The organism is Streptomyces sp. NPDC002276 (genome assembly GCF_053891435.1).
Genome location: NZ_JBSFCQ010000031.1, coordinates 44,061 through 64,488, shown reverse-complemented (window position 1 = coordinate 64,488; position 20,428 = coordinate 44,061). Strand labels below are relative to the sequence as shown.

General features: G+C 71.7%; 16 protein-coding genes and 1 pseudogene. 6 read left to right on the top strand and 11 right to left on the bottom strand.

Annotated features, from left to right (window positions below):
• Positions 1 to 34 precede the first annotated feature (34 nt).
• The 4 genes from ACWIHT_RS44080 to ACWIHT_RS44065 all read right to left on the bottom strand — a co-directional run bounded on the left by ACWIHT_RS44080 (position 35) and on the right by ACWIHT_RS44065 (position 8,652).
• Positions 35 to 1,036, bottom strand: coding sequence for an alpha/beta hydrolase (locus tag ACWIHT_RS44080; protein WP_456174269.1), 1,002 nt, complete (start codon positions 1,034 to 1,036; stop codon positions 35 to 37).
• 42 nt (positions 1,037 to 1,078) lie between these two features.
• Positions 1,079 to 5,179, bottom strand: a complete 4,101-nt coding sequence (locus ACWIHT_RS44075) for a beta-ketoacyl synthase N-terminal-like domain-containing protein (protein ID WP_456174268.1) — start codon at positions 5,177 to 5,179, stop codon at positions 1,079 to 1,081.
• On the bottom strand, positions 5,176 to 6,978 hold the full coding sequence (locus ACWIHT_RS44070) for a fatty acyl-AMP ligase (RefSeq protein ID WP_456174267.1): 1,803 nt from the start codon (positions 6,976 to 6,978) through the stop codon (positions 5,176 to 5,178). Before ACWIHT_RS44070 ends, ACWIHT_RS44075 begins: the two co-directional genes overlap by 4 nt.
• Positions 6,979 to 7,044: 66 nt before the next feature.
• Positions 7,045 to 8,652: an acyl-CoA carboxylase subunit beta gene (locus ACWIHT_RS44065; protein WP_456174266.1), complete on the bottom strand. Its 1,608-nt coding sequence runs from the start codon at positions 8,650 to 8,652 to the stop codon at positions 7,045 to 7,047.
• Between the two features lie 282 nt (positions 8,653 to 8,934).
• Between ACWIHT_RS44065 and ACWIHT_RS44060 the strand changes: the two genes are divergently transcribed.
• Positions 8,935 to 10,005 (top strand): hypothetical protein, encoded by a 1,071-nt coding sequence (locus ACWIHT_RS44060; protein ID WP_456174265.1) that lies wholly within the window; start codon positions 8,935 to 8,937, stop codon positions 10,003 to 10,005.
• Positions 10,006 to 10,162: 157 nt separating this feature from the next.
• Positions 10,163 to 10,363 carry a DUF6882 domain-containing protein gene (locus ACWIHT_RS44055; protein ID WP_456174286.1) on the top strand — a complete coding sequence of 67 codons (201 nt, stop codon included), beginning with the start codon at positions 10,163 to 10,165 and terminating at the stop codon, positions 10,361 to 10,363.
• Here ACWIHT_RS44055 and ACWIHT_RS44050 read toward each other — a convergent pair.
• From ACWIHT_RS44050 to ACWIHT_RS44040, 3 genes and pseudogenes are all read right to left on the bottom strand, one after another.
• Positions 10,363 to 10,443, bottom strand: a pseudogene (locus ACWIHT_RS44050) (hypothetical protein); the annotation flags it as partial. The gene ACWIHT_RS44055 and the pseudogene ACWIHT_RS44050 sit on opposite strands and share 1 nt — an antisense overlap.
• A gap of 566 nt (positions 10,444 to 11,009) precedes the next feature.
• Entirely contained in the window at positions 11,010 to 11,717 is a 708-nt protein-coding gene (locus ACWIHT_RS44045) for a response regulator (protein ID WP_456174264.1), read from the bottom strand.
• Positions 11,714 to 13,024 carry a sensor histidine kinase gene (locus ACWIHT_RS44040; protein WP_456174263.1) on the bottom strand — a complete coding sequence of 437 codons (1,311 nt, stop codon included), beginning with the start codon at positions 13,022 to 13,024 and terminating at the stop codon, positions 11,714 to 11,716. The genes ACWIHT_RS44045 and ACWIHT_RS44040 overlap by 4 nt, the downstream gene beginning before the upstream one ends.
• A gap of 131 nt (positions 13,025 to 13,155) precedes the next feature.
• Between ACWIHT_RS44040 and ACWIHT_RS44035 the strand changes: the two genes are divergently transcribed.
• Positions 13,156 to 13,719, top strand: a complete 564-nt coding sequence (locus ACWIHT_RS44035) for a class I SAM-dependent methyltransferase (RefSeq protein WP_456174262.1) — start codon at positions 13,156 to 13,158, stop codon at positions 13,717 to 13,719.
• Positions 13,720 to 13,738: 19 nt separating this feature from the next.
• Here the strand turns inward: ACWIHT_RS44035 and ACWIHT_RS44030 are convergent, their stop codons facing one another.
• The gene (locus tag ACWIHT_RS44030; protein ID WP_456174261.1) at positions 13,739 to 14,809 is read right to left on the bottom strand and encodes an alpha/beta hydrolase; all 1,071 of its coding nucleotides are present in this window, start codon (positions 14,807 to 14,809) and stop codon (positions 13,739 to 13,741) included.
• A gap of 112 nt (positions 14,810 to 14,921) precedes the next feature.
• Here ACWIHT_RS44030 and ACWIHT_RS44025 point away from each other — a divergent pair, with 112 nt between their 5' ends.
• The 3 genes from ACWIHT_RS44025 to ACWIHT_RS44015 all read left to right on the top strand — a co-directional run bounded on the left by ACWIHT_RS44025 (position 14,922) and on the right by ACWIHT_RS44015 (position 17,104).
• Positions 14,922 to 15,557: a TetR-like C-terminal domain-containing protein gene (locus ACWIHT_RS44025; protein ID WP_456174260.1), complete on the top strand. Its 636-nt coding sequence runs from the start codon at positions 14,922 to 14,924 to the stop codon at positions 15,555 to 15,557.
• Between the two features lie 136 nt (positions 15,558 to 15,693).
• A complete protein-coding gene (locus tag ACWIHT_RS44020; protein ID WP_456174259.1) occupies positions 15,694 to 16,269 on the top strand; it encodes an HD domain-containing protein in 576 nt (191 codons plus the stop codon).
• A 25-nt stretch (positions 16,270 to 16,294) separates the two neighbouring features.
• Positions 16,295 to 17,104: an SDR family oxidoreductase gene (locus tag ACWIHT_RS44015; protein WP_456174258.1), complete on the top strand. Its 810-nt coding sequence runs from the start codon at positions 16,295 to 16,297 to the stop codon at positions 17,102 to 17,104.
• 9 nt (positions 17,105 to 17,113) lie between these two features.
• On the opposite strand, the gene ACWIHT_RS44010 is transcribed toward ACWIHT_RS44015, so the two are convergent.
• The 3 genes from ACWIHT_RS44010 to ACWIHT_RS44000 form a co-directional block, all read right to left on the bottom strand.
• Positions 17,114 to 17,347: a hypothetical protein gene (locus tag ACWIHT_RS44010; RefSeq protein ID WP_456174257.1), complete on the bottom strand. Its 234-nt coding sequence runs from the start codon at positions 17,345 to 17,347 to the stop codon at positions 17,114 to 17,116.
• A gap of 73 nt (positions 17,348 to 17,420) precedes the next feature.
• On the bottom strand, positions 17,421 to 18,914 hold the full coding sequence (locus ACWIHT_RS44005; protein WP_456174255.1) for an SDR family NAD(P)-dependent oxidoreductase: 1,494 nt from the start codon (positions 18,912 to 18,914) through the stop codon (positions 17,421 to 17,423).
• Between the two features lie 106 nt (positions 18,915 to 19,020).
• Complete coding sequence (locus ACWIHT_RS44000; RefSeq protein ID WP_456174253.1) at positions 19,021 to 20,346, bottom strand: wax ester/triacylglycerol synthase family O-acyltransferase; 1,326 nt, start codon at positions 20,344 to 20,346, stop codon at positions 19,021 to 19,023.
• Positions 20,347 to 20,428 lie beyond the last annotated feature (82 nt).

Genomic DNA, 20,428 nt, shown 5'->3' with positions numbered 1-20,428 from the left:
CGATTTTGTCCGTGCGCGACAAAGCCGGTACAGGTCAGGCCGGCAGACCGAGCGCACCGGCGAGTACCGGCCACGAAGTGGCGAACTCCCGCTTCCAGTCACTCCATTGGTGTCCGCCGCCCTGATACAGGTGCTGGGTGGCCGGGACGCCCAGCTGCCCCAGTGCGGTGACGAAGCTCTGGGTGGAGGGTGCCACCAGACTTTCCAGGACCCCGGGCAGCAGAGAGGCGACGCCACCGCTGATGAGCTGCGCGAGCGCGAGGATGGTGCCGAGCCCTCCGCTGAGACTGCCGCTGCCGACGGAGACGTAGAGCGCGGTGCCCCGGAGGGCGCTCGCGTGCGTCCGGGGGTTGAAGTCCTGCCAGGTGGCGGAGTTGAGCATCGGATCGCCCCACAGTGACAGGGGGTTGAGGCTCTCCCGTCCCACGATCGCCTCGATGATCGTCGGCATCGTCGTCGTGGTGGTGTCGGGGATTCCGCTGTACGACGCCGCCGCGACGAAGGTTCCCGGGTGGCGGGCCGCATGTGCCATAGCGCCGTACCCGCCGGTCGATACCCCCGCGACGGCCTGGACGGCGGAGGCCCGGTAGCCGGCGCGGAGGACCGCCGGCACCTCCTGGAGCTGGAAGGTCTCGTAGTCGAGGCCGGTCTGCCAGCGGGTGGGGATACCGGTGGGTCCTCCGTCCGGCATGGCGACGATCAGATCCCGGTTCGCGGTGAACGCCTCGATGTCGGTCTCCCGGGTCCAGGAGTTGTAGTCGTCGTGGGCGCCGTGCAGCAGGTAGAGCACCGGCCATTTGCGGCTCGGCTGGACGGCGTACGAGGTCGGCAGGATGATCCGTACGGGCGCGGTGCGGCCCAGTGCGGCGGACGGGATGCCCAAGTCGTAGGTGCGGGGCCCCAGTTGGGTGACGATGAGGTCGGCGGCCGAGGCTCTCCAGGCCCCCGTGAGCACGCCCGCGACACCGAGCGCGGCGGCCTTGGCGACGGTTCGGCGAGACAGACCCTGGCGGGGAACGGACGGACGGTCTGACATGGCGGGCGGCTCCTTGTGAAGTGACGTCGGGGAGCGGTGTGTTCAGCCGAGCATCCCGTTGAGGTGGTCGGCGATGGCCTGGGCGTGTGGCGGGTCGAGGAGCGACAGGTGGTGTCCGGGGATGCGGACGATCTCCAGTTCCGGGCAGAGCTCGTCCCAGCCGAGGGCGTCGTCCATGCGCTCGTACGCCGGGTCGCGCACCGTGTGCGGCGCTGGTTCGGTGGCGCGGTAGAGGATCACCCGGCCGTCGTAGGAAAGGGGGGTGTGTGCCTCGCCGGTCCGCAGGTCCAGGTAGGAGGCGCGCTGGTGGCGGAGCGCGGCGGGTGGGATGTCGGCGACCGAACTCAGCGTCTCCAGTACCAGGTCGATCCGGCCCCGGTCGTCGAGATCGGCCAATTCCGCGTAGGGCAGGACGAGTTGTACGTCGAAGGTGCGGGACGCGTACGCGGCGAATCCTTCGAACTGCTCCCGCGCCACGTCCCACTCGGTCCGTCCGAGCGGTCGGGGCAGCGGACGTACGGCGTCGATGAGCACCACCGCCTCGGGTGGTGCGAACTCGGCGGCGAGCAGCCGGGCTGTCTCCTGGGCGACAAACCCGCCGAACGACCATCCGCCGATCCAGTAGCGGCCGTCGGGCCACGCCTTCCGGATCGCCTCCGCACACAGTCTCGCCTTCGCGGCGACGGTGTCCGCCTCCTCGACCCGGTCCAGCCCGTACACCGGCACGTCCGGTGCCAGCAGCCCGGCGAGCGGCCGGTAGACGTCCGGGGTACCGCCGGCCGCGTGGGCCAGGATCAGTGGGGGCCGGTCGCCGGCCGGGCGCAGCGCGCGCAGGGGGTACGGCACGCTTCGGCCTGCCCGGACGGACACGATCGCGGGGGGCGGGGGCCGGTGTTCCGGCTGATCGTGGTGCGCGGCGCGGGTGATCGCGTCGGCGGCGGCCTGGACGGTGGGGGCCCGCATCAGGTCGCGCGTCGAGGGCGCGGCGCCGAACTCGCGCTCCACCGCCGCACGCAGGCGGACGGCCATGAGCGAGTCGAGGCCCAGGTCGGTGAGCGGGGTGTCGGGGGCTATGCGCTCGGGGAGGTGGCCCGCTACGGCCGCGATGTGGCGGACGAGTCGTTGGGTGACCGAACCGCCCACGGAGTCCGTGACCGGCGGACGCGGCGCGGAGACGGCCAACGGAGCTGGTCTGGCAGGCAGTTCAGGGAGTCTGTGCCCGCCGTCCGGCAGGGGTTGCCCGGCCGTCCACCAGTGGCGGGTGTGGCGCCAGGCCGGGAGGGGGACGTCGATGACCTCGCCGTGCGGGTGGAGGAGGCGGGTCGGGAGGGGGTGGCCCGCGGCGTGCAGGGCGGCCAGTTGGAGGCGGAAGGTGAGGGCGGGGTCGTTGCCTCTGCGCAGGGTGGGCAGGTGCAGGGCGTCGGGCAGGGTCTCGGCGAGGGCGTGCAGGAGCACGGGGTGCGGGGAGATCTCGATGAACGCGGTGTGCCCGTCGGCCGCGGCGGCGGCCAGCGCACCGGCGAGCCGGACCGGGCGGCGCAGGTTCTCCGCCCAGTGCCCGGCGTCGAAGACGCAGGGCCGGGTGGGGTCGTCGTGGACGGTGGAGTAGACGCGGACGGTGCCGCCGCTCCGGCCCCCGATGCCGGCGAGGGCGGCGGTCAGTTCGGGCAGCAGCGGTTCGACCTGGGGTGAGTGCCCGGCGCCCCGGACGGGCATGGTGCGGGTTTCGCGGCCTTGTGCGGAGAGATGTTTGACGAACCGTGCGACGGCGGCTGCCTCGCCGGTAACGATCTTCTGTGCGGGCGAGGAGTCCACGGCGAGGTGCACTCCGGGGAACTCCCGTTCCAGGTCGCCGAGTTCGTCGTCGGTCAGGTCCACGACGGCCATCGATCCGCCGCGCAGTGTGGCGAGCAGCCGGGACCGTACGGTGATCACGCGGGCGCCGTCGGCGGGGTCGAGCGCCCCGGCGACGACAGCCGCCGCGACCTCTCCCATGGAGTGCCCGATGACGGCGGCGGGTTCGACGCCGTAGGAGCGCCAGAGTTCGGCGAGCGCCAACTGGGTTCCGTAGAGGAGGGGTTGGGCGGTCTCCACCTGTCGTAGGTCGTCGTCCGTGCAGTCGTCGAGCAGTTCGTACAGGGAGAAGCCGCACGCGGCTGCGAGCACCGGTTCGAGTTTCTCCACGGCGGCGGCGAACGCGGGCTCGCGGACGAGGAATTGACGCCCCATGGCGGCCCACTGGGTGCCGTAGCCGGAGAAGACCCAGACCGGGCCGGGACCGAGTCGGTCCCGCTTGCCGGTGCTGACGCGCGGGTGGGGGCGGCCGGCCGCCAGTGCGCGGAGGGCGGTGGCGAGGCCGTCACGGTCCTGCGCGACGACAGCCGCGCGGGCGGGGCCGCGGCCTGTGCGTCCGGCGAGTGTGCGCCCGATGTCCTGGAGCCGGGCGGCGCTGCCTGCTGGTGTGTCGAGCCAGTCGGCGAGCCCGGCGGCGGTGTCCCTGACCCGGGCCGGGTCGGCGTCGCTGAGCTGCAACAGGCCTGCGGATCCTTGGGAGTTGATGGCGCGTTCGGCGGTCCGGTTGGGCTGCCACTCCTCCAGTACGGCGTGCGCGTTGGTGCCGCCGAAGCCGAAGGCGGAGACTCCGGCGGTCGCGGTCCCGCCGTAGCGGGGCCAGGGTTCGGGCTCGGTGACCACGCGCAGTCGCTCGTCGTCCAGGGCCGGCCGGTCGCAGTGCAATGAGCCGGGGATGATGCCGTGGTGGAGTGCGAGGACGGTCTTGACCAGCCCCGCGACTCCGGCGGCGGCCTCCAGGTGGCCGAGGTTGCTCTTGACCGAGCCGAGCAGCAGGGGCTGGTCGGGGTGGCGGTCGCGGCCCAGGACGTCGGCCAGGGCACCCGCTTCGATGGGGTCGCCGAGGGGCGTGCCGGTGCCGTGCGCCTCCACGTGGTCGACGGTCGCCGGATCGAGGCCGGCTCGCGCGTAGGCCGCTTCCAGGAGAGCGCGCTGGGCCGTCGGGCTGGGTGCCATGAGGCCGTTGGAGCGGCCGTCGGAGTTGACGGTGGTGGCCGTGATGACGGCCAGGACCCGGTCGTCGTCGCGCAACGCGTCGCTGAACCGCTTGAGCACCACCACGGCGCAGCCCTCGGCGCGGCCGATGCCGTCCGCCGACTGGGAGAACGGCTTGCAGCGGCCGTCGGGCGCCAGGGCCCCGGCGCGGCCGAACGCGACGGTGACGGCGGGTGAGAGCAGCACGTTGGTTCCGGCGACGAGCGCCGTGTCGCATTCGCCACCGCGTAAGGCGGTGCAGGCCTGGTGAACGGCGACGAGGGAGGACGAGCAGGCGGTGTCGACGGCGATGCTGGGGCCGCGCAGGTCGTACACGTAGCTGAGCCTGCCCGCCGAGACCGAGGTGGCGGCTCCGGTGGTCGCCCAGGGGTCGACGGTCGCCGGGTCGGCGCCGGTGAGGTGGCCGTAGTCGTGGGCCGAGATGCCGACGAAGACTCCGGTGGCGGTGCCCGCCAGGGACGCGGCGGGGATGGCCGCGTGGTCGAGGGCCTCCTGGGTGACCTCCAGCAGCATGCGCTGCTGCGGGTCCATCGCGTCCGCCTCGCGCGGGGAGATCCGGAAGAAGGTGGAGTCGAATCCGGTGAGGGTGGCGTCGTCGAGGTATCCGCCCCAGGTGTTGGTGTCCCGCGGGATCTGGGAGGCGAAGTCCCGCCAGCGTCCCTCGGGTATCTGGCCTATGGCGTCGGTGCCCTCGACGAGCAGCCGCCAGTAGTCACCGGGGCCACGCACACCGCCGGGGAGGCGGCAGCCGACGCCGACCACGGCAACCGGTTCGTCGTCGTCGACGGCGATCTCCCGGGGGACGAACGCGGTCTCCGGGAGGGGCTCCGGGCTCTCGCCGAGGAGGGCGACCAGACCGTCGACGGTCGACGTCTCCCACAGCAGGGTGGGCGGCAACTCCCGTCCCAGGGCGTGGGAGAGTTCGGCGGCGATCACGACCGCGTCGCGGGAGGACATCCCGAGTTCCGCCAGCGGTCGGTCCACGGCGATGTCCGCGCCGGGGACACCTGACCAGTGGGCGATCCGTTCGACGACGAGGCGTCGCAGGTCGGTGGAGTCGGCCGGGACCGGGTTCATTCCGTGCCTCGCTCGGGGCAGTCGTAGGAACCGTCGAGATAGCGGGCGCGGGTCAGCGTGCGGGAGATCTTGCCGCTGGAGGTGCGGGGCACCGTGCCGGGTGGGAGGAGCAGCACGTCGGCGAGTCGCAGACCGTGTCGGGCGGAGACGGCGGCGCGTACGGCGGCGGCGACCTCCTTGGGATCGCGGGCCGGCGCGTCCAGACCGCGGGCATGCTCGGCGATGATCACGGCGCCCTCCGCCGCGATGGTGGCCCCGCCACCGGGGAGGTGCCCGGCGGGCACGGCGAAGGCGGCCAGGCGGTCGGGGCGTATGGCCAGGTGGGCGGCCTGTGCGGTGTTCTCGATGTCCTGTGGGTAGTGGTTGCGTCCGTCGACGATGATCAGATCCTTCAGGCGTCCGGTGACCAGGAGCTGGCCGTCGAGCACCATGCCGAGGTCACCGGTGCGCAGCCAGTGTCCGGGGGCGTGCGCGAGTCGGGCTTGGAAGGTCTTGCGGGTCTGCGGGCCGTGTTCCAGATAGCCACGCGCGATGTTGGGGCCCTGCACCCAGATCTCGCCCACCTCCCCCGCGGGCAGCACGGTGGCGGTGGCGGTGTCGACGATGCGTACCGCCTGGCCGACGGGTTCACCGCAGGCGGCGAGCAGAACGGCCGCGGGGTCACCGGGTGGAACGGCCAGGGCCTTGCCCGCCGCCAGAGCCTCGCGGTCCAGGGGGTAGCGGCGCAAGGGGCGTCCGGGTCGGTGGGCGCTGACGAAGACGGTGGCTTCGGCGAGCCCGTACGACGGGCAGTGGACGTCGGCCGGTAGGCCCTGTCCGGCGAAGGCCGCGCCGAAGCGATCGGCGGTTTCGGGCCGTACGGGTTCGCTGCCGTTGATGAGCGCGGCGACCCGGTCGAGCCGTAGCCCGGCCTTGTCCTCCTCGGCGATGACGGCCGCGCAGTAGTCGTACGCGAAGTTCGGCGCCGCGCTGAGGGCGTTCGGGTGCTCGGACAGCAACTGTAGCCAGCGGGCGGGCCGTTGGAGGAAGGCGAGGGGATCCATCAGGACGGACAGCAGGCCGCGTACGAGGGGAGCGGCGACGCTGAGCACCAGTCCCATGTCGTGGTAGAGCGGCAGCCAGCCGACCATGGTGAGACGGCGGTCCTCGGCGCCGTACGCGGTGAGCGCCTGGCCGGCGTTGGCGACGACGTTGGCGTGCGAGATCTCGACGCCCGTGGGGAACCGGGTCGATCCGGAGCTGTACTGGAGATAGGCGGTCGACTGCTCGTCCAGAGTGGGCGGTTGCCATGGGCCGGCCTGGTCGTCGGTGACGAGGTCGGTGACGATCAGGCGGTGGCGCAGGCCGTGCGCGTCCAGAAACGCGCCTACGGTCCCGGCCGCGGCGCTGGTGGTGAGCACGGCCGAGGGCTGCGCGTCGTCCAGGACACCGGCCAGGCGGTCGCCGTGTCCGGGCAGATCGGGCGTGAACATGGGTACGGCGACGGCGCCGGCGGTCAGCGCGGCGAGAAAGCCGATGACGTATTCGGTGCCCTGGGGACAGAGGACGGCGACGCGTTCGCCGGGAGCCACGGTGTCCGCGAGCCGGGCGGCGACCGCCCGGGTCCGTACGTCGACGCGCTGCCAGGTGAGGGTGCGGTGGGTGCCCCGTAACCCGGAGGAAGCGTGCTCGACGAAGGTGAACGCCGGTTGGATCGGGGCGTGTTGGGCCCAGTGCGCGAGGTGGGCGGGGAGCGTGGTCGGGCGGTCCGGCGCTGCTGAGGATGTGCCGGGGGCGTGCGGAAGGGCGTGCGCGGGCATGGGGGAACTCCTCACGTCACAGGTGGTGTCCCCGTCCGGGGTGATGCGGTTACGGCTTCGCTTCACTCACAGCGGGATGTTGCCGTGCCGCCGCTCGGGGACGGCAGCACGCTTGGTGCGCAGCGTGTTCAGGGCCCGGGTGATGTACGCCCGGGTGGTGCTCGGCGCGATGACCGCGTCGATGTAGCCGCGCGCGGCGGCCGCGTAGGGGGTGGCCCAGGCGGTCTCGTACTCCTCCACGAGCTTCGCCCTCAGGTCCGCCGCGGCCTGCTCGCCGGCCCCGGCCGCCGCGGCGAGTTCACGGCGGTGCAGGACGGTGACCGCGCCCTCGGCGCCCATCACGGCGATCCTGGCGGTGGGCCAGGCGAGGTTGACGTCGGCTCCCAGGTGCTTGGAGCCCATGACGGCGTACCCGCCGCCGTAGGCCTTGCGGACCACGACGGTGACCTTGGGGACGGTGGCCTCGGCGTAGGCGTACAGCAGCTTGGCGCCGCGGCGGATGATCCCGGTCTGCTCCTGCTGGGTGCCCGAGAGGTAGCCGGGCACGTCGGCGAAGGTCAGCAGCGGAATGCCGAACGCGTCGCAGAACCGCACGAACCGCGCGGCCTTCTCGGAGGCGTCGATGTCGAGCGCGCCGGCATTGTGCAGAGGCTGGTTGGCGACGACTCCGACGGAACGGCCCTCGACCCGGGCCAGGGCACAGAGGATGTTGGGCGCGAACAGCTCGTGCACTTGCAGCAGTTCACCGTCGTCGACGACCGTGCGCAGGATCTCGCGCATGTCGTACGCGGTCTCGGGGCGGTCGGGGATGAGGCCGTCCAGGCGCAGGTCGTCGGGGGTGGGGTCGAGGGTGCGCGGCGCGAAGGCGTACTCGGGGGGCCTGTCGCGGTTGTTCGCCGGAAGGTAGGCGAGCAGGACCCGGACGATGTCCAGCGCGTCGTCCTCGTCCTCGGCGAGGAAGTGGGCGTTGCCGTTGCCGGAGTTGCTGGCGCGGGCGCCGCCCAGTTCCTCTGCCGTCGTACGCTCGCCGGTCACGGCCTCGATGACGTCCGGGCCGGTGACGAACATGTGCGAGGTGCCGTCGACCATGACGGTGAAGTCGGTGATGGCCGGCGAGTAGGCGGCGCCGCCCGCGCACGGGCCCATGATCACGGAGATCTGCGGGATGACACCCGAGGCCTCGACGTTGCGGCGGGCCAGTTCGGCATAGAGGGCGAGCGAGGCCACACCCTCCTGGATGCGGGCGCCACCCGAGTCGTTGAGGCCGATGATGGGGCAGCCGGTCTTCAGTGCCAGGTCCATCGTGCTGACGACCTTCTCCCCGAACGCCTCCCCCATGCTGCCGCCGTGGACGGTGGCGTCCTGCGCGAAGACAAACACCTGGCGCCCGCCGACGGTGCCTGAGCCAGTGACCACACCGTCGCCGTACGCCGCGTCATCGGTGCCACTGCGGGCGCGTACCAGCGCGCCGGTCTCGACGAAGGACCCCTGATCCAGCAACCGGGCGACGCGTTCACGGGCCGTGAGCCGGCCACGGGCCGCCTGCCGGGCGACGGCTGAAACGGAGCCGCCCGCGAGGGCCCGCTGCTGTCGGGCGGCGAGGTCCGCGAGACGTGCCGCCGTTGTACGCGCGACGGGCACGGGTGATCCCAGGGTTTCCGCGGTCGAGGTCACAGCCACCTCCTTCGGGGGTTGTGAGCATGGCAGCTCCGCGCGGTGCGGTCCTCCTTTCCGCCGCCAATGTGAGGTTGTTGAGTGGTCCGGGGGGCCGGGTTCATAGGTGGACTACAAACGGACTGAGGTATCGGTCCCGCCGCGGTCACGGCAGCGTGCCCACGTGTCCGCGACCGCTCACCGCAGCAGGCCACTTCCACGCATAATCAGGGGCCGCTCCGTACTCAGGCGGCGGTCGAGCGAGTCATCACTGAACCGTCTCCCCTCCGAAAGGCCTCCGACGTGTCCCTGTTAGTCGCCTGCCGCCGTCTTGGACGTGTCCTGCGCTACGTGGTGGCAGCCGCCCTGAGCGTCAGCACCGTGATCGTGGCCGCGGCGTCCGCGCACGCCGTCTCGATCACCCTCGTCCTCACCGCCGGCGGCGGATCGCTGTGCGGGTTCAGCTCCCCCGACTCTCAGCACCTCGTGCTGGTCCGTCGCCCCACCCCCACCATGGGCGCCGAGTGCCAGTGGCTGCTGAAACCGGTGGGAGACAACTACTACCTGTACAACACCGGCCTCGATGAATACCTCACCCTGCTCGGCAACCCTGACAGCGGCGTCGGCTTCACACTCAAACCCCAGCTCTCCGGTGCGTCCGCGGTCAACCTGCAACAGTTCGACTTCAGCGGCCAGACCGGCAACGGCGGCGTGGCGATACGTCCGGTCACCAACCTCGATCTCAACATCAACATGAGCGGCTACGACTCCACCGGGGGCAAAGGTCTCATGCTCACCACGTGGGACCAGGATCGGCGGTCCATGAGCTGGCAGTTCACCATGATGGACCCGGTCGCGACGGCGCCCACGGCCACATATGTCCCCGCACCGTTCGCCGTCGGGTGGCGCGGGTTGTTGGTGGACCAGTCCGCACGGCCGATCGCCGGCTCTCCCCGCCCCGGCATGGCACTCTGCGCCGACACGGATGACAGCGATGTGCGGCTACAGCTGCTCAGCCAGACCCTCAACCCGTACTGCATGTGGCAGCAGGGCAGGCCGGACGGAGCCCCGTCGAACGTGACCTACCTGTACAACCCCGCCACCGGCAAGGTGCTCGACATCAACAGCAGCGGCCCGCTGAACGACCCCACCCCCGTCAACCTCCAGCCGTTCTACACCAACCCGCTCCAGACCTACGAGTGGTGGAACCCGACAACCACCGACCTCGGCTACACGGCGTTCCGCCCTTCCGGCAACTACGACCTCAACCTCAACGGCTACACCGCCGCGCCCGTGCGGCCCGCCGCGGTCACCTCCTGGAGCACCGGCCTCACCCAGTCGCAAATGAGCTGGACTTTCATCCCCGTCCCCTAGTTCCGACGACCTACGGCCGCGGAATGCCATGAACCAGACGGCCTCTATGGTCAGTTTGATGGGTCGTCCGTAGGCGAATGCCCTGGCCACATACGAGGGCGGCAGGATCTTGCCGACAGTTCAGCAGGAGGAGGCAACGTGAACGACCGCTCGAAGCATGACCACTCCGGCTGGAAGGCGGTCATGCTCGCGCGACGGCAAGGATTTCCTCACAGGCCGACTTACGGTGATCGGCAGTGTCAGCGTCGCCCGACAGACCTGGCTGTGGTCCTGGGCGAACGAGTCGCTCCGGCGGCTCGGATCGTGCACGCCGTCGAGGACGACACGGTCGGTGCGGGCGGGGAACATCGCCGTGTAGACCTCGCCCAGATAAGTGCCGTACGAAACACCGTAGAAGGAGATCCGGCGCTCGCCGAGGGCGGCGCGGACGGCGTCCATGTCGCGGGCCGCGTCGGACGTCGAGACGTGGGGCAGCAGGGCTCCGGCGCGGTCGTAGCACTGCTCTGCTCGGCGAGACCGCGCTCGAAGGCCCGCATCCGCTCGAAGCCCGCCCGGTCCGATCCCGCCGAGCGGAAGTAAGTCTCGGTCCGCCAGGCGCAGTTGAGTGGTGTGTTGCGGCCGGTGCAGCGCGGGTCCACGCCGACGATGTCGTAGCGGCGGGCCGTCTCCCCCATCGCAGCGCCGACCGCCGGCAAGGACTCGATCGCGGGATCAGCCGGTCCACCCATGTTGTAGGGGAGCGTGCCGATGCGGTGCGTGGGGTCGGCGGCCCGGAGGCGGGCCATCGCGATGCTGATCGTCCGGCCGCCGGGGGTCGCGTAGTCCAGGGGGACCGTCAGCTCGGCGCATTGGGCGCCGACCCTGTCGAGATCCTTGCCGGTCTCGTCGTCGGGACCGCGGTCTTCGGGAGGGCGGCCATGGCCAAGACAGCGGCTGCCACGGCCCTCCCGAATCGCACGCGGAACGTGAACTTCATGTCACTCCGATTTTCGGGACGTCACCGCTCAGTCCCCGACCCGTACCAGCCCGCTCTCGTAGGCGAAGATCACCGCGTGGATACGGTCCCGGAGGCCGAGCTTGGTCAGGATCCGGCCGAGGTGGGTCTTGACGGTCGTCTCCCCGACGAAGAGGCGGTCCGCGATCTCGCCGTTGGCCAGTCCCCGGGCGACCAGGGCGAGGACTTCCCGTTCCCGCTCGGTGAGAGCCGCCAGCCGGCCACGCTGGGCGGGCGCGGACGCGGGAGCGTGCAGGACGAAGCGTTCGACCAGGCGCCGGGTCAGCGAGGGCGCCACCATGGTCTCGCCCCGCAGTACCGCGCGGACGGTCACCAGGATCTCCTCGGCGGGGGCGTCCTTGACGAGGAAGCCGTTCGCACCGGCCCGCAGGGCCGCGTAGGCGTACTCGTCGAGGTCGAAGGTGGTGACGAGGAGGATGCGGGGCCCATGGGGCTGCGCGCAGATGATTTCGGTCGCGGCGAGCCCGTCCAGACCGGGCATACGGACGTCCATCAGGACGAGGTCCGGCTCCAGCGCGGCCACCCCCGTGATCGCCGCGTCACCGTCGGCGGCCTCGCCCACCACGGTGAGGTCGGGCTGACTGTCGACGACCATGCGCAGCCCCATCCGGATCAGCTCCTGGTCGTCGCAGATCAGCACCCGCGACGGCGACGACGATGACGCGGCGCGTTCCGGGGTCGGGCCGAAGCCGGTCACGCGGTCGCCGCGGTGGACCCGGGCCCGACAGGACGCAGAGTTGCTACGACGCGGTAGCCGCCGTCGGGCGTGGGACCGGCGTCGAGGCGCCCGCCGTACAGGGCGGTGCGCTCACGCATGCCGGTGAGTCCGCGACCGGACGGGAGCGGCGGAGCCGGACGTCCGCCCGACACTCCGGCCGAGTTCTCCACCCGGACGCGGACCAGCCGCCCGGGCCCCTGGCTACCGGTGTCGACCCCTACGTGGATCGTGGCGTCCGGACGGGCGTGCTTGACGACGTTGGTGAGCGCCTCCTGAACGATGCGGTACGTCTGCGCGGTGAGGTCCGGCGGAAGTCCGTCCCGCTCTCCGCGAAGGTCCAACTGGGCATGCCTGCCACTTGTGTTGAGGCGCCCGACCAGCCGCCGCAGATCGTCCGACAGGTGTTCGCCGACCCCATTGGGACCGACCCCATCGGGAACGACGCCATCGAGACCGGCCCCGTCGGAAGCGGAACCATCGGGAGTGAACCCGGAGTCCGCGGACGCGTCGGGGGTGCGCAACACCTCCAGCAGTCGGCGCAGTTCGCCGAGGGCCTCGCGGCCGGTCGCGCTGATGACGCCGAGGGTGCGATCGACGACGGCGGGGTCGATCTGCCGCATCAGCCTGCCGCCCTCGGCGTTCAGCACCATCACGCTCACGCTGTGCGCGAGGACGTCGTGGATCTCGCGGGCGATGCGCGCCCGCTCCTCGGCGACGGCGACCTTGGCCAGGGCGAGGCGTTCCGACTCGGCGAGCGCGGCCCGCCGTTCGAACTCGGCGACGTAGGCGCGCCGCGCCCGGACGTACTCGCCGAACACCCAGGCCCCGGCCAGCAGCAGCCCCACCGCGAGCGGGGTGAGCCAGGCCCCCCGGGCGCCCGGGCCGCCGCCGTAGTCCCGCTGCCACGCGGGAATCCACAGCAGTACGCAGCCGGCGGCGCAGACCACCGTGACCGCGGCGGCGCGGCGCAGGCCGCGCACCGTGAGGGTGGCCAGTGCCGCGGCCAGGGCGACGGCGCCGCGGCCCGGCTCCTGTCCCCACACGTGTCCGAGGTACTGCGCCCAGAACACCGCGGTCACCAGGGCCGCGACCAGCACCGGCCGGCGGCGGCGCCACAACAGGGGCAGTACCAGGGCGACATACACGACCGCCTGCACCCAGACCGGCCGCCAGCCCGGTTCCGGTCGGATCACCGGCGGCACCGCCACGAGTACGACCAGCAGGGCGTCCGCCAGCCACGGGTGACTCCGCCGCAGGCGGGACAGGGTCTCGATCAGCCGAAGCACCACTTCACGCTACGGCCGGGGCCGCTCCCCCACATCGTCCCGGCGGGCGTCATGGGGTCCTCCCACGGTCGTACACGTACCGGCCGGGGACACGACGTACGGCCACCCCGGGCGCTTCCACCATGGCCGCCATGTCGATCACCACCGAATTCCTCAAGCGACCGCTCATAACTGGTGCCGTGGCGGCCAGTTCACGACGGCTGGCGTGCGCGATGACCGAGGGCATCGGCCTGGAGGAGGCCCGGCTCGTGGTCGAACTCGGCCCAGGGACCGGGGTGTTCACCGACGCGATCCTCGCCCGGCTCGCGCCCACCGCACGGCTCGTCGCGATCGAGCTCAACCCGGTGCTCGCGGCCCGGCTGTCGGCCACCCGGCGCGACGCACGCCTGACCGTCGTACGAGGCTCGGCGGCCGAACTGCCGTCCGTGGCAGGCGAACCGGCCGACGCGGTCGTCTCCGGGCTGCCGTGGACGGTCATGCCCCGGCAACAGCGCGAGCACATCCTGGACGCCGTGGCCGAAGTCCTCACGCCCGGCGGCCGGTTCACCACCTTCGCCTACCTCCACGCCGCCTGGACCCCGCCCGCCCGTCGCTTCACCGCCGAACTGGCCTGCCGTTTCGGCCAGTTGGAACGCTCGACCGTGGTGTGGCCGAACCTCCCACCCGCCTTCGTGCACCGGGCCACCCAGCCGTGACCGGCCGGGACACGGTCGCTCACCGGTCCGTGTCCCCCGTGGCGGCCAGCGCGCGGTCCAGCCAGCCGATGATCGTCGGGAACACCTCGGGCAGTTTGCTCACCGCGCAGTGTCCGGTGTCGGGGACGAGGTTCACGACGGTGTCGCGGCGGCCCTGGAACACCAGGGTGTCGTGCTGGGGCACATGGACGTCGTCGGCGCCGTTGACCACCAGCATGGGGCTGTTGCGGTCCTGGTCGAGCAGCGGGCGCAGCGAGAACTCGGCCCTGCCCGCGACCAGTTGCTCGGGGGTGGGCAGCGCGTCGAAGCCCATCGCGTTGCCGAGGATCCCGTCCATGCCGAAGGCGTCCTTGCGCGCGTCGGTGAACGCCGCCTCGACCGGCCCGCCCAGCACCACGGCCGCGTCGACCTCACCACCGAGACCCGAACGGGCCGAGAAGTACCCGCCCATCGAGATGCCCAGGTGCGCCACCACGCCGTTGCCCAGCGACCGGGCGTGACCGATCAGCCCGCTGACCATGTCCGCGCCGCCGGCGCCGGTCATCGGGACCGTCGACTCGCCGGTTCCCGCGATGTCGAACACCAGCACCCGGGTGCGCAGTTGGATGGCGAGCAGCACCATCAGCGCGTGCACGTCCATCTTCCAGCTGTCCACGCCTCCGCTGGCGAGCACCACCGGCCGGTCGGCGGGGAGGTCGAAGGGCGCGAGCACGTGGACCGGGACGCTGGTGGTGTCTCCCTGGTACGGCAGTTCCAGCACGTACCGATCGAACCGCACCCCGAAACCGGGAGCGGCGAGCCGGTACTGCTCCAGTTGCTTGGCGAGCGCGGCCCGCTTGCTCTCGTCGGCCAGGGCGGGGAACTTCGCCCATCCGTAGGCCAGCGCCGCCTGCTCATGGGCTCCCGCGTCGGCGTAGGCCGCGGCCAGCTTCGACCACTCGTGGACCCAACCGCCTGGAGCGTCCGCCCACATCTCGGTGACCGCGGCCCGCACGGCGTCGACGTCGGCCACCGGCAGCCCGGTGTTGACCATCTGCGGATACCGCTCGCCGAACAGCTCCGACGCGTCCAGCGGCCATTGGTAGGACATGACGGCTCCTTCCGTTCTTTCCGCAACCCAATCACTAACGCACACATTCTGCGTTAGCGGACGCTACGCCCCCTCGAATACAAACGCAAGATTCATGCGTTAACGTGATGCCGTGAGCAAGAACGAGACGAGCGACCAGGTCGAGGCGTCCCGCCGTCCGGGCGGCCGGTCCGCACGGGTCCGCTCCGATGTCCTGCGGTCGACCCTGGAAGCACTCGCCGAGAACGGCACGGACGGCTTGACCATGAGCGAGATCGCCCGGCGGTCGGGCGTCCACGCCACCTCGATCCAGCGGCGCTGGGGCGCACTGCCGAGCCTGATCCTGGACGCGCTGCTGTCCTACAGCCAGGAACAACTACCGGTCCCCGACACCGGGAACCTCCGCGACGACATGATCGCGCTGGCCCGGCTGATCACGGCCTACCTGAACACTCCCCTGGGCGCCGCACTCGCCCAGGCGCTGGCCACCGCCGAGGAGGATCCCCAACTGGCCGAGAGCCGCGCCCGGTTCTGGGAGACCCGCTACGACGTCACCCGGATCATCGTCGACCGCGCCATCGACCGCCACGAGCTTCCGGCCGACACCGACCACCAGCTCACCCTCGAACTGCTGGTCGCACCGCTGCACTTCAGGGCGCTGCTCGTCCGGCAACCCGTCGAGGAGGACCGGATCGAGCGGATGGTCGACACGCTCCTGCACGGCCTGGCCGGACCGGGCTCCGCCCGCACACGGCCCGACTCCCGGTAACACCGAGGACCGCGCCAACGAGGACATGGCCTACGTCACTGAAGGCGTCGCGCAGTTCAGGTCCCGTTGGCTGCGCCGAAAGCTCGCCATGATCTCCTGGCGTTCCGCACAGGCTGTCTCGCGGGAGGACTGACGCATGGAGTTGCGCAGCGTCGAGGAGCTGATGGACCTGCTGTACGCCTGCCGGGGTGCCTGGGACACCCCGGACCGGAGCGGTGATCCGGTCGATCTGCACGACCACGCACTACAGACGGCCGCGCTGCTGCGCCGAAGTCGCCCCGCCGACAAGGAACTCCAGGTCGCCGGCCTGGTCCACGACATCGGGCATCTCCTGCAACCCGGAGACGACGCCGGGCACGCCGACCACGCGGCGGACGCGGTCCACGCACTGCTCGGCGAGCGGGTCGCCCACCTGGTCCGGCTGCACGTGCCCGCGAAGCGCTATCTGGCCACCGCCGCACCGGACCACGACCTGTCCGCGCAGAGCACGCTGACGCTCCGCGCCCAAGGCGGCCCGATGTCCCGCGCCGAGGCCGTCGCCTTCGAGCGCGATCCGCTCGCCGACGACGCGATCACCCTCCGCCAGGCCGACGACGCGGCCAAGGTCGTCGGCCTCGACGCCGGGGTCCTGGAGGACTGGCGCACGGTCCTGGGCATCGTCGCCGCCCGGAACTCCCGACTTCCCAACTCCCGCCTGGGGGCTGTCGACTGACGGTCCGTCATGAGATCGTACGGCGATGACGTCGTCGTCGTACGGTCTGCGGGGCCGGGCCGTCCTGGTCACCGGGGGTACGCGCGGGATCGGTCGCGCGGTCGCCGAGGCGTTCGCCGGGGTTGGGGCGCTGGTGTGCGTGAGCGCGCGGGACGCCGGTGAAGTGGCGCGCGTCGCCGAGGAGTTGGGCGGGGTGGGACTGGCCGGGGATGTCGGCGACCCCGAACACCCGAGGGAGTTGGCCGAGTTCGCGCTGCGCGCCTTCGGCCGGATCGACGTGGTCGTCAACAACGCGGCGACGAACCAGCCGTACGGCCCGCTGATGGAGGCCGATCCGGATGCCTGGCGGACGGCGTTCGCCGTGAACGTCGAGGCGCCGCTGCGGCTGGTGCAGTGCGCGTGGCGGGCGTGGATGCGGGAGCACGGCGGCGGGGTGGTCAACGTGTGCACGGAGGGTGCCGGGCATGTCGGGCCGAACGTCGGGGCGTACTCCACCAGCAAGGCCGCGCTCCTTCACCTCACCCAGCAGCTCGCGGGGGAACTCGCGCCGGGGGTGCGGGTCAACTCGGTCTCCCCCGGACTCGTACGCACCGAGATGGCGCGCTTCGTGTGGGAGCCGGGCGAGGCGGAGATCGCCGCCGGGCTGCCGCTCGGCCGGATCGGGGAACCGGCCGACATCGCACGGGCCGTGCTGTGGCTGGCCTCCGACCAGGCCGAGTGGATCACCGGGGCGGAGCTGCTGGTGGACGGCGGGACGCGGGTGCGGGCGGCGTACACGTCGGGCGGGTACGCCGTCCACGACCGGCTGAGGTCGGCGGGGCCGCCGCACTCATGACCGGCTCGCTCACGGGAACAGGGCGATCCCCACAAGGATCAGCAGGACGATCCCGGCGACGAGAGCGACGGTGGCCCAGATGCCGCGGTGCTTGACCGTGGCCGTGGACCCGCCGCCGCGCGGGCGGTCCTCCGGCAGGACGGGGTGGGCCGGACGGTCGCTCGCGTAGAACTGGTCGTCGGTCGGGTAGTGGTTGCGCGGGTCCTTGAAGGCCCTTGGATCGACGCCGTGCGCACTGGCCATGGGAACCTCCTCGCGCGGTGCTCACCAGGGCCGGGACCCGGCGGTCACCGGGCCTCGTGCCCGGAGCGGCGGGTTACCACTTACCGGGCGCGTAGTCCTTCAGGAAGACGCCGTACAGGTCCTCGCCCAGTTCACCGCACACAATCGGATCGTAGACCCGGGCCGCGCCGTCGACCAGGTCGAGCGGTGCGTGGAAGCCCTCCTCGGCGAGGCGGAGCTTGTCGTAGTGGGGGCGTTCGTCGGTGATCCAGCCGGTGTCGACGGAGGTCATGAGGATGCCGTCGGTCTGGAACATCTCCTGGCCGCTGGTCCGGGTCACCATGTTCATGGCGGCCTTGGCGGCGTTGGTGTTCGGGTGCCCGGCGCCCTTGTAGCCGCGCCCGAAGACGCCCTCCATCGCGGAGACGTTGACGATGTACGCGCGTCCGCTGGCCGCGGCCTTCGCGGCGGCGGCCATGGCCGGGCGGAGCTTGCTGATCAGGATGAACGGCGCGGTGTAGTTGCAGAGTTGGGTCTCCAGCAGCTCCACCGGGGAGATCTGCTCGATGGTCTGCACCCAGGTGTTGGTGTCGACCACGTCGGGGACCAGGCCGCCGGCGTCGATGGCCGTGCCGTCCAGGTGCCGGGCGACGCTGGCGTTGCCCGCGACCAGGGCGAGGTCGGCGACCTGCTGGGCGTCGAGGCCGCTGATGCCGACGGGCAGCGCGGCAAGGCCGTCCACCGCGCCGGAACCGAAGGCGCCGATGACCTGGTGGGCGGGCAGCTCACCGGCGGGCAGCGGGGCGCTCTCGCCGTCCACGAGCGCGGCGTAGGCGGACGGCAGCCGTCGTACGGTCTGGGTCGCGTTGTTGATCAGGATGTCCAGGGGGCCCGCCTCGGCGATCTGGTCGGCGAGGGCGACGGCCTGGGCCGGGTCGCGCAGGTCGATGCCGACGACGTCGAGGCGGTGCAGCCAGTCCGCCGAGTCGTCCATCGCCTTGAAGCGGCGGATGGCGTCCTTGGGGAAACGCGTCGTGATCGTCGTGTGGGCGCCGTCGCGCAGCAGCCGCAGCGCGATGTACATGCCGATCTTGGCGCGACCGCCGGTGAGCAGCGCGCGCTTGCCGGTGAGGTCGGCGTGGACGTCGCGCTTCTCGCGGTTCAGGCGGGCGCAGTCGGGACAGAGCTGGTGGTAGAAGTAGTCGACTTCCACGTACCGGGTCTTGCAGGTGTAGCAGGAGCGCGGGCGCTGGAGGATCCCGGCGATCCGGCCCTCCTCCGTCACCGACGACGGGAGCAGGCCCTCGGTCTCGTCGTCGATGCGCTGCGCGGAGCCGGTCGCGGTGGACTCGGTGACGGCCTTGTCGTGCGCGGTCTTCGCGGCCCTGCGGTCCTGACGGCGGCGCTGCTTGACGCTGCGGTAGATGCCCGCGGTGGCCCGGCGCACGGTGATCGCGTCGGGGTGGTCGACGTCGATCTTCTCCAGTTCGTCGAGCACGCTGAGGCAGACGGCCAGCCGCTCGGGGTCGATGCCGGGCCCGTACACGACCTCGTCCGGGGTCGTGGAGCCGTTCTCTGTCACCGTCATCGCGCTGCCGTTTCCTTGGGTCGTCCGCGGCGGCGCTCAGAGCGCACCGGCCGTCGAACAGGGAATTTTACGGAGTGCCGGGCCGCAGCACCAAACTCGTTCCACGTCACGACCCGCAGGCGGTGATGAGCGTCTCCACCTCCTCGGTGAGAGCGCGGGCGAACAGATCGAGATCCGGTACGGCCGCCGCGTCCGCGACGAGCCCGTAGTGGACGTGTCCGCGGAAGGTGGAGACGGCGACCGCGAGGGACTGCCCGCGGGCCAGTGGGGCGAACGGGAAGACCGCGGTGACCGGGTTGCCGCCGAGCTTCAGACCGATGCCGGGCAGCGGGACGCTGGTGACAAGGATGTCGAACCAGAGCCGGGCGGCCTGTGCGGCGAACGGTCCGCCGAGCCGGTGGCCGAGCGCCGGTACGTGGTCGGCGAGCAGGGCGACGGCGCCCGCGCCCCGGTTGGGGCCCGCGTCCTTGTTGCGGTCCATGTCCGCGCGCACCGAGTCGAGCCGCCCGAGCGGGTCGGGGTCGTCGACGGGCAGCCGTATCAGGTACCCGGAGAGCCGGTTGCCCTGTGGCTGCGCGCCGCGCGGGCGGCGTTTGGAGACGGGGATCAGGGCGCGGGGCGCGACGCCCTCGCTGCCGTCGCCGCGTTCGTCGAGCCAGCGGCGCAGGGCGCCCGCGACGACGGCGATGAGCACGTCGTTGACGGTCCCACCGACGGTCTTGCGGATCCGGTGCACGTCGTCGAGATCGATCACGACTCCGGCGGTACGGCGGGTGCCCGACGGCTCGGAGGCCAGCGCCGCCGACGAACGGACGTCGAGGGTCGAGCGGGCGACGGACGCCCCGATGTCGAGGGCCCGGCCTACGTCGGACAGGGCGCCCCGCAGCAGCCCCGGCAGCTTGCGCACATCGGGCAGCAGACCGCGCGCGGGTTCGGCGGGACGCGGGCGCCGCTCGGGCATGTCCATCGGGTCGAGGATCGCGGCGGCGAGGGTCAGCGCCCGCAGTCCGTCGGCGAGGGCGTGGTGGAACTTGAACAGCACGGCGAAGGAGACACCGTCCTCGCCCGGCAGCACATGCGCCTCCCACGGGGGTCGGCCGCGCTCCAGCGGGCGTTCCATGAGCCGGCCCGCGACCTCCTGGAAGTCGGCGGTCGGGGCGTGCAGCCGGACGTGGTGCAGCGGGTCGAAGTCGGGGTCCTCCTCGCGGGTGGCGCTCCCGAAGGACAGGGACAGCGGCCGCCACACGTCCCGGATGCGCATGCGCAGCCCGGGGACGGCGGCGGCCCGGGCGGCGAGGAGGTCGGCGGCGTGGGCTCCCGCGGTCGGCGAGTGTGCCGAGAAGACGCCGAGTGCGCCCAGGTGCATCGGGTTCCGGTCGGACTCGATGTTCCAGAACGCCAGGTCGAGAGGAGCGAGCAGATCGGAAGTCAAAGGCTTGCCTCGCGTCGACTAGGGGTGAGCAAGCAGTGAAGCGCCGACAAGCGATTACGGTCAAGTACGATCAAGCTACGCA